Genomic DNA, 13,620 nt, shown 5'->3' on the forward strand with positions numbered 1-13,620 from the left:
TGATTCACGAAATGAGTGGTGTTTTGAACGTGAATTATGTCATTCGCATCCTGGTGATCAGCCTTTGTCTTCTGGTCTCGGGATGCAAGCTTGACCTCTATACGGGTCTGTCCGAGCGCGATGCCAACGAAATGCTGGCCATCCTGATGACGAACGGCATCAGCGCGACCAAGGAATACAAGGGGGACGAGGGCGTCACCCTGCTGGTCGAAGAGACCGAGCTCGCCCGCGCAATCGAGGTTCTCAAGGAAAACGGCTATCCGCGCGAGACCCGTATTTCCATGGGCAAGGTCTTCGAGAAAAGCGGCATCATGTCGTCTCCGTTCGAGGAGCGCATCCGTTTCATCTACGCGCTCGGGGAAGAGGTCTCGCAGACGCTCAGCGAAATCGACGGCGTCCTGACCGCGCGTGTCCACATCGTCCTTCCCGAAGATCCAAGTCTCGGCGAGGAAGTCAGCCCGTCTTCCGCTGCTGTGTTCATCAAGCACCGCATCGACGTGGATCTCGACTTCTTCACCCCCCAGATCCGGCGCCTGGTGAGCAACTCGATCGAGGGTGTCGAATACGAGAATGTCACCGTGGTTCTGGTCGGATCGGAACGGCCGAAGATCATGGGTGACCAGGCCCGCTCCACGATCGCGACCGTGCTTCCGGGCCTGGGCGTGCGCGCCAGCGATCAGCAGTATTTCTGGCAGCTTCTCGTTATTTCCGGCGTCATCCTGGCGGTCCTGGTTCTTTCGAACCTGCTCACCCTGTTTGCTTTTGTCAGGGCCCGCAGTGCCCGAAAGAAAATCGAGGCCGGCGCCGACCTGCAAACCGACATCGCGGAATAAACGGGACCACCATGGGGCAGCGGATTGCATCCTTTGAACGGCGCACCATCGGACAGCTCGCCCATTTGGCGGCCTGTCTGGCGCGTCCGCTCGATTTTCTCCATGAGGACCACCTGTCATTGCCTCCCCTGGATGCGGGCGCGGTCCGGCGTCTGGCCGGTCAGCCGCCGTTTCGCGGCCCTCTCAATCGAGCGGTTTCAAAAAACCTGGGTCTTCCGGAGCTTTCCTTTGGCCAGGGACTGGCGAACAAGCTCGAAACGAATGAAGACATGCAAATCGCTGTCAGACTTCTGCAGATCGATCCTGCACTGGTTCTCGATTTCGCCCGCCACTGCGCCGCCGTCCAGCTTTTTCCTCAAATCAGGTCCTGCGTCCTGAAATCCCAACGCAAGCGGATCGAGGATGTCCTCGGCGAGGACGCCTTTCTCGCCGCGGTCAGGGAAACACCGGCCTTCTATCCCGGTCTGCCCGAACGCAGCCGAGCGGTCCGGCTGAGTGACGTGTTCTCAACCGAGACCAGCGCCAGCAGCCCCCCGGAAGCAAAAACAGAAGCAGAAACGGAAGCGGGCGCAGAGGCGGCCGCCCCCGCCTCCCCGGCTGACATCCACCCCGCCATCCGGGAGGGTCTTGCCACACTCGTTGCCTTTGTCAGATCGGCGGACCGCGGCTGCGCCTCCCTGTTTTCCTGGCGCTTTCCCAGGTCGACGGCGGGTGAGCACAAAAAGGCTCCCGTGCTGAGCGCAGAGCAATCCTCGGAACTGAAGATGCTTCTCAAGCACCGGGGGCTGACATGGTGAATTTGATCTACTGTCCCGAGAACGTGAACCTTGCCGTTTCCAGGGGCGATGGCGTGATCAAGGCACGGGACATGGCCGCCCTCGACGAAGCCCATTCCGTCGTTCGGGCGGCAGAACAGACGTCGGCGGAGATCACCGAGACGGCACGTGCCCACTATCAGAGCGAGAAGGAACGCGGCTATCTCGAGGGGCGGGAGCAGGCAGACAAGGAGGCGTTCGCCAGACTGCTTTCCGAACAGGTGTATCTCGACAGGAAGCTTCTGGAGCTGGAAGCGGATCTGGCCGCTCTCGTGAAGGAGTCCGTTCGAAAGATCATCTCCACCTTCGACGATGCCGCCCTTGCCGAAGCGACCACACACAGTGCCTTGCAGAGAATGCGCCGGGAGAGCCGTGTTCAGATTTTCCTCCCGCCAAGCCTCATCGACAGCTTCGCGCCTGTCGCCAGCAAGCTGAAATCCCAGTTCCCGGAGATCCAGTCGATCGAACTGATCGAGGATGCCGGCCTCACGGTTCCCGATCTGGTCGTGGAGTCCAGCACCAGCCGCATCGAATGCAGCCTGGGAAACAAGCTCGACGCACTGGCGATGGTGATCGATGAAGCGGCTGCGGGAAAGAAGCCGCCCGCGGATGACACCAGACTTGCCCGGGAAACCGGAGAATGACCTTGCAGCCTCTCTCCGAATTCGCCCTGGCAACCCGGCAGAAACGCGACCTCATCGACCGGCGCCTCGGGCGTTTTGCCGGGGCCATCGGGACGGCTGTCCAGAACCACGATCCCTATGTCATGAGCGGCAGGGTCACGAAGGTGCTCGGCACCATCATTCACGCCGTCGTTTCGAATGTGAAAATCGGCGAGATCGTGGAGCTCTACACCCGATCCACGGGAATGCGGCTGCTTGCAGAGGTCGTCGGTTTTGTCGATCGCGAAGCCCTGCTGTCGCCGATCGGCGAGACCCACGGCGTCGCGCCGCGGACCGAGGTCTATCCGACCGGCGAGGTGCTTCGGGTTCCGGTCGGCGACGGGCTTCTGGGACGCGTGCTGGACGGGCTCGGCAACTTTGTCGACGGCAAGCCCGATATCTTCCAGCCTCAGACCCATTACCCGGTCTACCAGGACCCGCCTGATCCCATGACCCGGCAAGTGATCGACAAACCGATCTCGATGGGCGTCCGCTCCATCGATGGCCTCCTGACCATTGGCGAAGGCCAGCGCATGGGGATCTTCGCGGCTGCGGGCGGAGGTAAATCGACCTTGTTGTCCATGCTGGTGAAAGGCGCGGATGTCGATGTCACCGTTCTGGCCCTGATCGGTGAACGCGGGCGAGAAGTGCGTGAATTCATTGAACACGACCTCGGCCCGGAAGGCATGAAAAAGGCCATACTGGTGGTGGCGACATCGGACAAGAGTTCGATGGAACGGGCCAAGGCGGCTTTCGTCGCCACGGCGATTGCCGAATATTACCGCGACCAGGGAAAGCGCGTCCTGTTTCTCATGGATTCCGTCACCCGCTTTGCGCGCGCCCTGCGCGAGATCGGCCTTGCCGCGGGAGAGCCGCCGACACGCAGAGGCTTTCCGCCCTCCGTCTTCGCCAACCTGCCAAAGCTGATGGAACGGGTCGGCATGAACGACAAGGGCTCGATCACCGCCATGTACACGGTTCTGGTGGAAGGCGACGACATGAACGAGCCGGTGGCCGACGAAACCCGGTCCATTCTCGACGGCCACATCATTTTGTCCCGCAAGCTCGCGTCGTCCTACCACTATCCCGCCATCGACATCTTGAATTCCAAGAGCCGGGTCATGGATGCGGTGATCACCCAGGAGCACAAGGCTCTGGCGGCGAAAGCCAACACGCTTCTCGCCGCCTACGCCGATGTGGAACTGCTGGTCAAGATTGGCGAGTACAAGGCCGGCAGCGATCCGAGGGCCGACGAGGCAATCGAGAAAAACCGGCAGATCAACGACTTCCTGAAACAGGGCACCGATGAGTTCGACGCGTTCGACGTGTCCCTCAAGAAACTGAAGACGGTGCTGTCATGATCGAGAAGTTCCGCATTCTCCAGAAGGTCAAGGCAACCCGGGAGGACACGGCACTGCGCTCGCTCAGGGCGAAGCGCGAGCAATTGTCCGAAGCCGTCAGGTCACGCCGGCAGCAGGAGAAAGCCGTCGAGGACAGCGCCGCCGCGCTTCCGGACCGGGAGGCCGCCGTCTACCAGGAAATCATGCGCAAGATCGTCGACGCCCAGAAGATCGACGCAACCAAGGAAAAAGTCGTTCAACTGCACAAGGATCACGAACATCTCGAAGACGATCTGGAGATGGCCATCCAGCGGTGCCTCAGGCTGACCGAGGAAGTCGATGATGCGCATCGAGCGTATCAAGTGGCACAGCGGACGCGGGAAAAGTTCGACATGATGCTGGAGGACCTGGTGCGCGAACACGCCGATCAGGCCGAGAGAGCCGAAGAGGCGGAAATCGAGGAACTGTTCGCCAAAGGAAGGCCGGTGCCCGCATGACCCATTCAATTCGCCCCCCTGTTGACCCCGCCCGGCCGCAGATGACCTCCCATGGCGTCGATCGTCATGCCGGCCGGCACGGGTCGCAGTCCACGATGGGAGAAAAGGGCTCCTCCTCCAGGGACGACAAGGGCTACAGCCGTGATCAGAAACCGGCATTCGGGCAGCACAAGGGAGCCGACGCGGCGCTGTCTCAACGGTCCTCCCTGTTTCAGCAGAAACTCCTCGATACCGGAGCGGACCGGGATGCACGGGAACGGGGCGACGACGACGATCCTGATGAAGGCGTTGTTCTCGTGTTGCTGGAGGCCGGTCTTTCCGGCCGGAGCAGCGCACCGGGCGCGTTGTCTGCCTCTCCTTCCCGCCCGGACGTCGACACGCGTGTGGAACAGATCTTCAAACACGTCACCAAATGTCTGGAGGCGGCGGCCAGACCCGGACCTTCCATTCCCTCCGCACCGGTGAAGATCAACATCCCCCTGGAGACGGCCGGGACAGGCCTGAACAGGATCGAGGTGACCCTGGGGGACACCCTGGTCACTGTGAAACTCTGTCTGCCCGCCAACGCGGCCACCCGGGATGTCAACGAGCAGCTTCTCGCCGCCGCCCATCAGCTCGGGCAAAGCCTGCAGGCCCATTTCCCGGGAAGGCGCATCAAGATCCTGCAGTCTTCGGATGGAGCGGATGCCGCCCCGGACGAAGGCCGCGCCCTGGTGTCCGGATCGGAACAGAACGAACCCCTGTTCGGTCTGCCGTTCCGGAGCGGTTGCGGATGATCGTCGAAACCTGGTCGGCTCCCGTCTTTCATTTCAGCGAACAGAACATTGCTCTGTGGAATGCTGCAATGACCTATGCCGGTCAGACGATCCCGCTTGGCACAGGCGCCGGCCTGAGCTTCACCCTCCGTCAGACCCCACCGGATGCGGCATCGGTGCGGAAAGTCTTTCTGGGGGAAAACCGCCACGCCTATGTCAGGGTCGACACCTTTCCGTTTCAGTCCTACTGCGATCTGGACCTTGAATTGGCCGACCTGACCGATATGCCGTCGGACCTCGCCGATGCGCTGAACGACGGCATGCTGATGACAGGTCTGTCAGCCTTGCCGGAGGATCTGACCGCGAAGCTGCGGCTGGGACCCACGGTGGGCATGACCACTTTGCTGGGGCATGCGGAAGCCGCCGATTTGCAGTGGTTTTCCTGCAACATCTTCATGACGAACGATGACGCGATAGAGCTCACGCTCGGAGCGAAACCGGACGATCTCTGCGCTGAGTTGTGCCGATACGCGCCTTCCACCGGGCACAATCACTCTCTGCTCAGCGACCACATTCTCGTAACGGCCGAACGCCTGATCGGTACAGCGCTGCTGACTGTGGCGGAGTTGCGCGGGCTGGAGCCCGGAGACTGCATATTGTTCTCGCAGGCTGCCACTGAGGGCCAATGCGCCATTTTGGCCGAAAACCATGTTTTCATTTTCGAGGCAGGCGAAAACGGCTGGGTGTGCGGTCCGGTTCACTCGTTCAACTCTCTGACAGACAATAAAAAATCAGGTGCTCTTATGACCAATGACGGGAACTTGCCTTTGCCGGCAGAAGGCAGCGGTCAGGACGATGAGGCCCTGGCCGTCGGCCCGCTCGAGATCGCGGTCTCCTTTTCCCTGGGCTCCACAAGGCTCCCGATCAGCGAGATCGAGAGCTGGCAGAGTGGCGCGGTGGTCGCGTTGCCCGAAGAAATCAGCGCCAGCGACACCAAGGTAACGGTGAATGCAAATGGCCTGCCGGTTGCCCAGGGCGATCTGGTTCGTATCGATGACAGACTGGCGGTCCGGCTCAACAGGATCCTGCTCAGCCCGTCGCGTCAGGACGGGTGACGGCGCCTCATGGATCCTCTCAATCTCATCCTCGTTCTGGCCGGTGCCGCCATCGTGCCGTTCCTGGCGGTCGTCGCAACGTCCTTCATCAAGATTTCGGTCGTCCTGCTGCTTGTCCGCAACGCCCTCGGTGTGCAGCAAATTCCACCGAACATGGCGCTGAATGCGCTTGCCATCATTCTGTCCGCCTATGTGATGGCGCCGGTGTTTATCCAGACCTTCGACATCGTGGCGAACGGAGACTTCACGTTCGGCAATCTCGAAGGCCTGCGAGAGACCTATAACGCGGCCAAGGGCCCTCTTCTGGAATTCCTCGACAAGCACGCCGACAACCGGGAGCGGAGTTTCTTTCTCAAGGCGACTTCCGAACTCTGGCCGCCGGATCTGGCAAGCCAGATCGACGAGAACAGCATCGTCGTGATGTTGCCAGCCTTCACGGTCAGCCAGTTGCGGGAAGCCTTCGAAATCGGCTTCCTCCTGTATCTGCCCTTCATCGCAATCGACCTGATCGTCTCGAACATCCTGCTTGCCATGGGCATGATGATGGTTTCTCCGCTCACCATCTCGCTCCCGTTCAAGCTGTTCCTGTTCGTCATGGTCGATGGCTGGTCACGCCTGATCCTGGGCCTGGTCAAGACCTACGTTTAGAGGTTGGTTCGCCATGGCCCCGGCCGACGCCCTTCATGTCCTTACCGAAGCAATGGTGCTGGTTCTGCTCCTGTCCATGCCGCCTATCGTGGTGGCGTCGGTCGTCGGCGTTATCGTCAGCCTTCTGCAGGCGCTCACGCAGATCCAGGAGCAGACCCTTTCGTTTGCCATCAAGCTGGTCGCGGTCGCCCTTACCATTGCCGCGACGGCCGGTCTGCTCGGCAGTGAAATGCTCAATTTCACCGCCACCCTGTTCGACACGTTCCCCGAGCTGACAAGGTAGTCCCGGCATGCTTGGCGGTCCCCTGTCCATCTTTCTCGCATTTGAAGACCTGCTGCTCGCCTTGCTGATCTCCCTGCCGCGCGTTTATGCCTTCATCGCGATGGCGGGGATCATGAACGCGTCCGCGGTTCCCCGGCTGGCCCGCAACGCCTGCATCCTCATTCTGTCGCTGCCGCTGGTGCCGGTGAACATGGCGTATTCGGAGGCGATCGGCGAGAACCTGTCGGTCTTCGCCTTCTATTTCGCCAAGGAATACGCGATCGGCTTTGTCTTCGGCTACATGATCGGCTGGATCTTCTGGGCGGTGACGGCTTCGGGCGACTTCATGGACAACCAGCGCGGCGCGGCGATCGCCTCCAGTATCGATCCCTTGCAGGGGCACGAGACCTCTCCGCTCGGCAGCCTGTTTTCACAGGCCTTCGTGACCTACTTCTATGCCATCGGCGGCATGCTGGTGATCGTGGAACTGCTCTACAAGAGCTTCGTTCTCTGGCCGGTGACAAACATGATTCCGCTGGTCTCCGACCAGTTTCCGGTCCTCATCTTCGAAGTTCTGGATCTGGGCATGCGCACGATGTTCATTCTCGCAGCTCCGGTCATTGCGATGATGTTTCTGTCCGAGTTCGCCCTGGCACTGGTGAGCCGCTTCGCCCCCCAGATTCAGGTCTTTGTCCTCGCCATGCCGATCAAGAGCGCGATCGCGATCTTCATTCTGATCTTCTACATCAAGATCATGTTTCCCTTCGCGAGCGACCAGCAGTCACTGTTCTTCGAACTGACCGACAAGCTGTATTCCATCCTGGAACAGGGCACTGAAATCCTTTCCGACCCGGCCCCCCGGGAGACCGGAACACCATGAGCGGCCAGTCGTCCGGGGAAAAGACGGAACAACCCACACCCAAGAAGACGCGGGATGCCCGGGCGAAGGGACAGGTCCCCCGGAGCCAGGAAGTCGTGACCACCGTGTCCCTGATGAGCGTGATCGCCTATCTCTGGCTCACCTGGGATTCGACCTTCAACCGTCTGGTCGATCTCATGGATCAGATCGCCAGCCTGCACGGACAGGATTTTCACGCGAGTGCCTATCGCGGGATCGGGATTGCCTTCAACGACGGCATCGCGATCGTTCTGCCTGTGATCGGTGTCGTCATTCTGACCGGGGTTGCCGCGAACTATCTGCAGTTCGGAAACATTTTCGCTTTCGACAACCTGATGCCGAAACTGGAAAAGGTGAACCCTGCCCAGGGTTTGAAAAAAATATTTTCCATGAAACAGGTCGTGGAGACGCTGAAGTCGATCATCAAGATCGTCTTCCTGTCGGTTCTCCTGTTCTACGTGATACGGGATGCAATTTCGCCCTACCTGAATTCCATCTATTGCGGATTGCCGTGTCTGACACAGGTCACAAGCTCCCTGCTTCTGACAACGTTGCTCTACACCGCCCTTGCCTTCGTCATCGTCGCGGCCCTGGACTTCATGTACCAGCGGTATCACCACAACAAGAGCCTGATGATGTCCAAGGACGAGGTGAAGCGGGAATACAAGGAAAGCGAAGGGGACCCGATCGTGAAGGGACAGCGCAAACAGCTGGCGCAGGAACTGATCATGAGCGACGGCGTCGAACGCACCAAGAAGAGTACCGCGGTCGTCGTCAATCCCACGCATTTCGCGGTCGTGATCGACTACAAGCCGGAAATCGCCCCCTTGCCCATGGTGGTCGCCAAGGGGCGCAATCTTTATGCGCATGAGCTCAGAACCCAGGCCGAACTGGCCGGCGTGCCGGTCTTCCGCAACGTCCCGCTGGCGCGCGCGCTTTACGCCGATACGGAGATCGACGGCTTCATTGCAGATGAATGGTTCGATGTGATCGCGGAAATCCTGGCCTGGGTGAACCAGAACCGCCATTCTCTCTACGCAGCCCCCCTTCTGCACGGCGTCATCGATATGGAGAGCGGCGATCACCGTGTCGGACCGGCCGATGGGTCAGGTGCCGCCGGGAACGGCTTCCCCTCGTTTCCGGATCCGCCTGCGGATCGCTGACACCAGGGAGCGGACCAGCCCGAAGTTCTGAAAACCGGCGCACCGAACGGCGTGAGGCGTAACTTGGCCCCCTGAACGCCTGAGCCCATGAACACGGGGAGCCCTATATTGCGCACCCTGGCTCCGTCCGCCCCCCCCTCTTTTTACGGCCGCGCCGATTGTCGCCAGAGCAATGTCGCGCTCACAATGCCACCGACAGGATTGAACAGCGCCAGGGTCTCAGAACTCGGCCGGCAGCGCCCGGCTCAATTCTTGTTGTCCCGTGCCGATCGGAAAATAATGGATTGCCCTGAAAATTCGGGCATCTCAGGCTCACGCGCGATCTTGCCCTGAAGCAGCCTGGCAATCGAGCTTTCGTCCGCCTTGCGGAATTGCACGCCTTCGCCGCTGTCCCGGGTCGTGCCGGTCCCGTGAACCTGCTGCTCGGGCGCAACGGGAACCTGGAAGGGCTTTTGTCCGGGACGGGTAATATCGTTCATACCGTCACACTAGCCCCGGATAAAGGTGGTGTCGTGTTCATCGCCCCTTTGCAGAGCCATGGCCTCGGCAGGCTCATGACCAGGCAATTCCAGAACAGCTTTGTCCAGTTCCTTCGTCACGTGAAGCGCTTGTTCGGCAAAAACCCGGGCGCCCTGAATGAACTCGGCGCTCTGAGACGGATTGAACTCAACCCGGCGCGCAAGCAGAACGACATCGAGTTCGGAATCGGTCGCAAAATAGGCTCCGTTAAGAGCCTTGCTCGGAAAGTTCTTGTTCAGGAGATATTTGGCGAACTCCAGCTGTTTCTTGTCCCCGCACAGGGACGCGAGCGAGCCGACAACGCACCAGAAGACAAACAGGCCTCCCTGTTCAACGAATTCGATGATCAATTCGTTGGTTTCTCCAAACGCCAGTACAACCGTGTTGACGTCATTCAATTCAAGTGAGGCTATGTCGAAGCGTTTCGCCAAGTGACTCAGCAGCAGATTTGCCTCATCGCGGGTAATCATGGAGCAACCCTTACGTTTCTCAAACTCGGCACGACGTTGTTATAATAAAAATGTCCGGCAACCTTCTCCTGTCCCGGCAAAAGATGTTTTGCCGATCACCTGGACAGATTGCCTGAAGCCGTTTTTTTAAAGAGAAAGCTGCAGCCTTCTCTCCTTGTTGTTTTCCCTGGCGACCGCATCGAGATCGACCTCGGCGAGATCACCTAGTTGAAGCAATACGTCCGAGATCTGAACCAGGACCCCGGACAGGCCGATTGTCAGTTCCGTGAGCTCTTCGAGCTCGTCCTGACGCAGGTCTTCACCAATCAAATCCTGAATGAAGGAGTCCTCGAGATCGATTTCCAGCACTCTCTGGAACTCGGGCAAGACTGCCGTGGACTTTTCCTGCTGATCGTCTCCGTGCGCATGTTTCTGCGCCTTCTCAAGTTCTTGAATATCTGTATGATACAGTAATTTCAACAATATATTTCCGAGAAATTCGCCGAAAAAACTCGCGAATTGCAACATTCCGTTCAATTCACCAAGCGTGGCCTCCAACTGGCCGATTTCTTCACCAAGCGTCGAAATTCCGGTCTCAAGCGCACCGATTTCTTCCCTAACCTGGTTCAATAGCTGCGTTGCGACAGACAGCTCATCGGTCTTTTCCGGATCACCCGACAGGCCTGAAACGAGAACGAGCAGATCGCTCTCCTGCTGGCGGAGCGCGGACAGGTCGGTCTCAAGTGCCGCTTTCCCGGCGAGCTTCTCGTCTCTTTTTTCGGTCTCGGTCCGAATGCCGTTTTGCAGGGATTCAATACTGAGGAAATTCTTGTGAATCTCGCTCAGCTCATTGCGCTTAGCAACACTTTGGGCGATCCCCTTGGCGGCGTTGTTGTTGTTGAAGAGGCGCTCCGAGATCAGGGAAACTTCCAGCAGGAGGGCTTCGGTGTCACCGGCGTTGCGAGGTGTTCTGAGCCCGAGACCTTCCAGAGACGATCTGGACTTCAGGAAGCTGAAGAGAAGACCGCTTTCATTCTGTTCCACCTGCGGCGCGGAAACCGCGGCCGCACTTGCCTCCACCGACGGATCCACGGCAGCGGGCAGAAGGGACTGCGACTGGAGGACCGGTATCTGTGTCGTTGAAGAAATATCAGTGCCCATGATGCCATCTTCCTTAATTGGTCAGCTTGAGACAGGACGTTCCGGCAGATACTTGTCTTGCCAGATGGTGCCTTCCGGCTCGCTCAAGTGAGAAAAATACGGTTTCTCGTTTTCTTGGGGGACTTCCTTGCCGACGGACGGCTCCCGGGCGCCTCTTCCGGCGATACACGCCTGTCGCCACCGTCTTCAGGGGACCCACCATTCCCCAGGGACAAGGCGTCTTCGGCTTCGCGCGCAAGACCGCTCACCACACTTTCCACGATGTTGTGCAAAGCCAGGAGCCAGAGCAGCAGATTGCTCTTTTCCCTGCCCTTCGGAGCGCTCTTCATCAGCTTCTCACGCAAGGGCGAATTGATGCCAAGATTGGCCAAGTAGGTCATGATGTCGTCGATATTCACGTCGCCCTTTTCCTGAACCGACCGCAACAGATCTTTCGCCTCATTGCTGGTCAGCGGAAAATAGGCCTTTTGCTCGGGCCAGCCCGGGATCATTGCCGCATTCAATACGACGAGGGACAACATCTCCGATTGCTTGTCGATGCTGTCGAGCGCCTTCAGCAACAGGGATGGCAAGTCCTCGTGATGGTGACGGGTGATGCCGGACTCCGCCTCGATTTCAAGGGCGTGGTCCGGATCCGCAGACCCGTTAGAATGCTGCGGGTTTTCTGAACGCCGGGTCATGGACGAAGGCCCGGATTGCCCTGTCGTCCCGAACCTTGTGAACGGGCCGAACGTTTCCAGCGGATTTTCACCCCACTGCGTGTTCCCGGCGCCCTGCCTGCCGGTCCAGCCGGCACCGGGTTCCTGCGCCAACGGATCGTGACCGCCGGCGGCGCCATGGTCTTTCGAACCGAAAGCCAGTTGTCTCAACAGGTCCCGGGACAGACCGCCATCCGGACCGGTTGCCCCGCCTGCTCCAACTCCGGAAGCCGGGCGCCGGCCGGGGCCAAGGTCCGCCGGTCGCGGCGCTCCGATACCACCGTCGCCCATCTTGTTGACCGATTTCAGGAAATCGGAGACAGCGGTTGCCAGGACGGCTTCGATATCATCCGTTCCCGGCGCGGGGGCCGGCGGCGTCAGCCCGATCGCGGGAGGCCATGCCTTGACGGAGGCATTCTTGCGCGCAGCCGCAATCGGTTCGGCCGGATAGAGGGTTTCCGCAGTGTGGACCGGCACCTTGTTCAAGGACACGGTCTCGGAAACAGCTCCCGTCTGCGCCAGGTCCTGTGCAGGATCCAGGGCCAAATCCGGGGCCAAGCCGGATGCCATGTCCGGGGCCAGACGCATGGACGCCGGGAGCGGATCCGGTTCGTCCTTCAAAAATGCCTGAAGCCCTTTTCCCAGAAGATAGTCCCTGTAAACCTTCTCAAGTTGCGCAATATCGACCAAACCAAATCGTCTTTCTCAGGTTTCACGCATTTCGAGCGCTTTTCGGAAAGGGGCGGCAGCCTCCGGAAAAGAGGCGTCTTTGGCGTTGCCGGCTCTCTCGTCGAACAAGGCCAAAGCTTCGGCGGCCTCTTCCCAACGGCCCGTCCGGATGAACAGCTCCAGCCTGTGCAGATGCGGGGCCGGTGCATCGGGTGCGAGTTTCACAGCCACATCGAAGGCCAGCATTGCCTGGCCGTTGTCCTGACGGGCGCGCAAGCAGATGCCGTAACCCAGCCAGAAATCCACCTGTTCGCCGTCCAGCGCGCACAACGCCCGGAAAATATCTTCCGCGCGCGACGAATGTCCGGTCTGAATGAGCTGGAACGCGCGGGCATAGAGGACTTCGAGTGCGTTGTCCGATACGCCGAGCGCCTCCTTGAACGAGCCTGTCACTTCAAGCCGGTCGAACAACGTCGCACCGTCAATACCAAGGGTACCTGTGCTTTGGACAAAGAGCGCCCGTAGCAGGGCCGTCCCCCTTTCATCGACGCCCAGCAGGACGCTCAACCTGGAACCGGGCACGGTATCGGCCTGCGATGACATGGGTCTACTGCGCATCCAATTGCAGAAGGAGCCGCCGGCATTCACCCACGAGAACGGCATCCTGTTTCTGCTGAGCAAAAGCCAGAGCGTCGGTGATGTCTTCACGTGCCTCCGCGAGATGCCCGAGCGCGAGACAGGCCGCACCGGAAAAATAGTATCCTGTCGGATCATCCGGCTTCAGCATGACCATGACCGAGGCCGTCTGAACGACGGCGTCGAATTCGCCGGTCTTCAGGCAGACATTTGCGAGGCCTTGCTGAAATTTGAAGTTGCCCGGATCACACAGTACCAGCGCGAGATACATGCGCTGTGCCGTGGACTGATCCCCTGCCTTCAACTTCATGTTGGCAACGCCAAGAACGGCTTCCAGATCGCTCTCTTCCAGACCGAGTTCCGTACGAACACCACCTTCCCAGAACTGCGTCAGCACATCGAGACGCCCTGGCAGACCCTCTGGCAGACCCTCTGGCCGGTGCTGTGGACCGGTGTCTCCGGTTGTTTGAATTGTCATCTCGATCCTCGTTTTGGATTGA

General features: G+C 59.6%; 17 protein-coding genes. 11 read left to right on the plus strand and 6 right to left on the minus strand.

Annotated features, from left to right (window positions below):
* Window positions 1-11: 11 nt before the first annotated feature.
* From sctJ to sctU, 11 genes are read left to right on the plus strand one after another with little or no spacing between them, the layout of a single operon-like run.
* On the plus strand, window positions 12-833 hold the full coding sequence (gene sctJ, locus AC0VX3_RS20285; RefSeq protein ID WP_475522037.1) for a type III secretion system inner membrane ring lipoprotein SctJ: 822 nt from the start codon (window positions 12-14) through the stop codon (window positions 831-833).
* Between the two features lie 11 nt (window positions 834-844).
* The gene (locus tag AC0VX3_RS20290) at window positions 845-1,630 is read left to right on the plus strand and encodes a hypothetical protein (RefSeq protein WP_475522038.1); all 786 of its coding nucleotides are present in this window, start codon (window positions 845-847) and stop codon (window positions 1,628-1,630) included.
* On the plus strand, window positions 1,624-2,292 hold the full coding sequence (locus AC0VX3_RS20295) for a hypothetical protein (protein ID WP_475522039.1): 669 nt from the start codon (window positions 1,624-1,626) through the stop codon (window positions 2,290-2,292). Before AC0VX3_RS20290 ends, AC0VX3_RS20295 begins: the two co-directional genes overlap by 7 nt.
* The gene (sctN, locus tag AC0VX3_RS20300) at window positions 2,289-3,671 is read left to right on the plus strand and encodes a type III secretion system ATPase SctN (protein WP_475522040.1); all 1,383 of its coding nucleotides are present in this window, start codon (window positions 2,289-2,291) and stop codon (window positions 3,669-3,671) included. Before AC0VX3_RS20295 ends, sctN begins: the two co-directional genes overlap by 4 nt.
* Entirely contained in the window at window positions 3,668-4,147 is a 480-nt protein-coding gene (sctO, locus tag AC0VX3_RS20305) for a type III secretion system stalk subunit SctO (RefSeq protein ID WP_475522041.1), read from the plus strand. Before sctN ends, sctO begins: the two co-directional genes overlap by 4 nt.
* Window positions 4,144-4,923, plus strand: a complete 780-nt coding sequence (locus tag AC0VX3_RS20310; protein WP_475522042.1) for a hypothetical protein — start codon at window positions 4,144-4,146, stop codon at window positions 4,921-4,923. Before sctO ends, AC0VX3_RS20310 begins: the two co-directional genes overlap by 4 nt.
* The gene (locus AC0VX3_RS20315) at window positions 4,920-6,017 is read left to right on the plus strand and encodes a FliM/FliN family flagellar motor switch protein (RefSeq protein WP_475522043.1); all 1,098 of its coding nucleotides are present in this window, start codon (window positions 4,920-4,922) and stop codon (window positions 6,015-6,017) included. Before AC0VX3_RS20310 ends, AC0VX3_RS20315 begins: the two co-directional genes overlap by 4 nt.
* A 9-nt stretch (window positions 6,018-6,026) precedes the next feature.
* Entirely contained in the window at window positions 6,027-6,665 is a 639-nt protein-coding gene (gene sctR / locus AC0VX3_RS20320) for a type III secretion system export apparatus subunit SctR (RefSeq protein ID WP_475522044.1), read from the plus strand.
* Between the two features lie 13 nt (window positions 6,666-6,678).
* A complete protein-coding gene (gene sctS / locus AC0VX3_RS20325) occupies window positions 6,679-6,948 on the plus strand; it encodes a type III secretion system export apparatus subunit SctS (protein WP_475522045.1) in 270 nt (89 codons plus the stop codon).
* 7 nt (window positions 6,949-6,955) lie between these two features.
* Entirely contained in the window at window positions 6,956-7,807 is an 852-nt protein-coding gene (sctT, locus tag AC0VX3_RS20330) for a type III secretion system export apparatus subunit SctT (RefSeq protein ID WP_475522046.1), read from the plus strand.
* Entirely contained in the window at window positions 7,804-8,988 is a 1,185-nt protein-coding gene (sctU, locus tag AC0VX3_RS20335) for a type III secretion system export apparatus subunit SctU (protein WP_475522047.1), read from the plus strand. Before sctT ends, sctU begins: the two co-directional genes overlap by 4 nt.
* 245 nt (window positions 8,989-9,233) lie before the next feature.
* Here the strand turns inward: sctU and AC0VX3_RS20340 are convergent, their stop codons facing one another.
* The 6 genes from AC0VX3_RS20340 to AC0VX3_RS20365 all read right to left on the minus strand — a co-directional run bounded on the left by AC0VX3_RS20340 (window position 9,234) and on the right by AC0VX3_RS20365 (window position 13,598).
* A complete protein-coding gene (locus AC0VX3_RS20340; protein ID WP_475522048.1) occupies window positions 9,234-9,467 on the minus strand; it encodes a hypothetical protein in 234 nt (77 codons plus the stop codon).
* Window positions 9,468-9,476: 9 nt separating this feature from the next.
* A complete protein-coding gene (locus tag AC0VX3_RS20345) occupies window positions 9,477-9,977 on the minus strand; it encodes a type III secretion system chaperone (protein WP_348150847.1) in 501 nt (166 codons plus the stop codon).
* Between the two features lie 126 nt (window positions 9,978-10,103).
* Window positions 10,104-11,117, minus strand: a complete 1,014-nt coding sequence (locus AC0VX3_RS20350; RefSeq protein ID WP_475522049.1) for a hypothetical protein — start codon at window positions 11,115-11,117, stop codon at window positions 10,104-10,106.
* A gap of 83 nt (window positions 11,118-11,200) precedes the next feature.
* A complete protein-coding gene (locus AC0VX3_RS20355; protein WP_475522050.1) occupies window positions 11,201-12,505 on the minus strand; it encodes a hypothetical protein in 1,305 nt (434 codons plus the stop codon).
* 15 nt (window positions 12,506-12,520) lie between these two features.
* Window positions 12,521-13,192: a hypothetical protein gene (locus AC0VX3_RS20360; RefSeq protein ID WP_475522051.1), complete on the minus strand. Its 672-nt coding sequence runs from the start codon at window positions 13,190-13,192 to the stop codon at window positions 12,521-12,523.
* Window positions 13,092-13,598 (minus strand): hypothetical protein, encoded by a 507-nt coding sequence (locus AC0VX3_RS20365; RefSeq protein WP_475522052.1) that lies wholly within the window; start codon window positions 13,596-13,598, stop codon window positions 13,092-13,094. The genes AC0VX3_RS20360 and AC0VX3_RS20365 overlap by 101 nt, the downstream gene beginning before the upstream one ends.
* Window positions 13,599-13,620: the final 22 nt, after the last annotated feature.

It is taken from the genome of Roseibium sp. QJM3NY_11 (assembly GCF_056173175.1).

Bases quoted from the DNA above. Each gene is read 5' to 3' on its own strand.
- sctJ (WP_475522037.1), top strand. From the start codon at position 12: ATGAGTGGTGTTTTGAACGTGAATTATGTCATTCGCATCCTGGTGATC.
- AC0VX3_RS20290 (WP_475522038.1), top strand. From the start codon at position 845: ATGGGGCAGCGGATTGCATCCTTTGAACGGCGCACCATCGGACAGCTC.
- AC0VX3_RS20295 (WP_475522039.1), top strand. From the start codon at position 1,624: ATGGTGAATTTGATCTACTGTCCCGAGAACGTGAACCTTGCCGTTTCC.
- sctN (WP_475522040.1), top strand. From the start codon at position 2,289: ATGACCTTGCAGCCTCTCTCCGAATTCGCCCTGGCAACCCGGCAGAAA.
- sctO (WP_475522041.1), top strand. From the start codon at position 3,668: ATGATCGAGAAGTTCCGCATTCTCCAGAAGGTCAAGGCAACCCGGGAG.
- AC0VX3_RS20310 (WP_475522042.1), top strand. From the start codon at position 4,144: ATGACCCATTCAATTCGCCCCCCTGTTGACCCCGCCCGGCCGCAGATG.
- AC0VX3_RS20315 (WP_475522043.1), top strand. From the start codon at position 4,920: ATGATCGTCGAAACCTGGTCGGCTCCCGTCTTTCATTTCAGCGAACAG.
- sctR (WP_475522044.1), top strand. From the start codon at position 6,027: ATGGATCCTCTCAATCTCATCCTCGTTCTGGCCGGTGCCGCCATCGTG.
- sctS (WP_475522045.1), top strand. From the start codon at position 6,679: ATGGCCCCGGCCGACGCCCTTCATGTCCTTACCGAAGCAATGGTGCTG.
- sctT (WP_475522046.1), top strand. From the start codon at position 6,956: ATGCTTGGCGGTCCCCTGTCCATCTTTCTCGCATTTGAAGACCTGCTG.
- sctU (WP_475522047.1), top strand. From the start codon at position 7,804: ATGAGCGGCCAGTCGTCCGGGGAAAAGACGGAACAACCCACACCCAAG.
- AC0VX3_RS20340 (WP_475522048.1), bottom strand. From the start codon at position 9,467: ATGAACGATATTACCCGTCCCGGACAAAAGCCCTTCCAGGTTCCCGTT.
- AC0VX3_RS20345 (WP_348150847.1), bottom strand. From the start codon at position 9,977: ATGATTACCCGCGATGAGGCAAATCTGCTGCTGAGTCACTTGGCGAAA.
- AC0VX3_RS20350 (WP_475522049.1), bottom strand. From the start codon at position 11,117: ATGGGCACTGATATTTCTTCAACGACACAGATACCGGTCCTCCAGTCG.
- AC0VX3_RS20365 (WP_475522052.1), bottom strand. From the start codon at position 13,598: ATGACAATTCAAACAACCGGAGACACCGGTCCACAGCACCGGCCAGAG.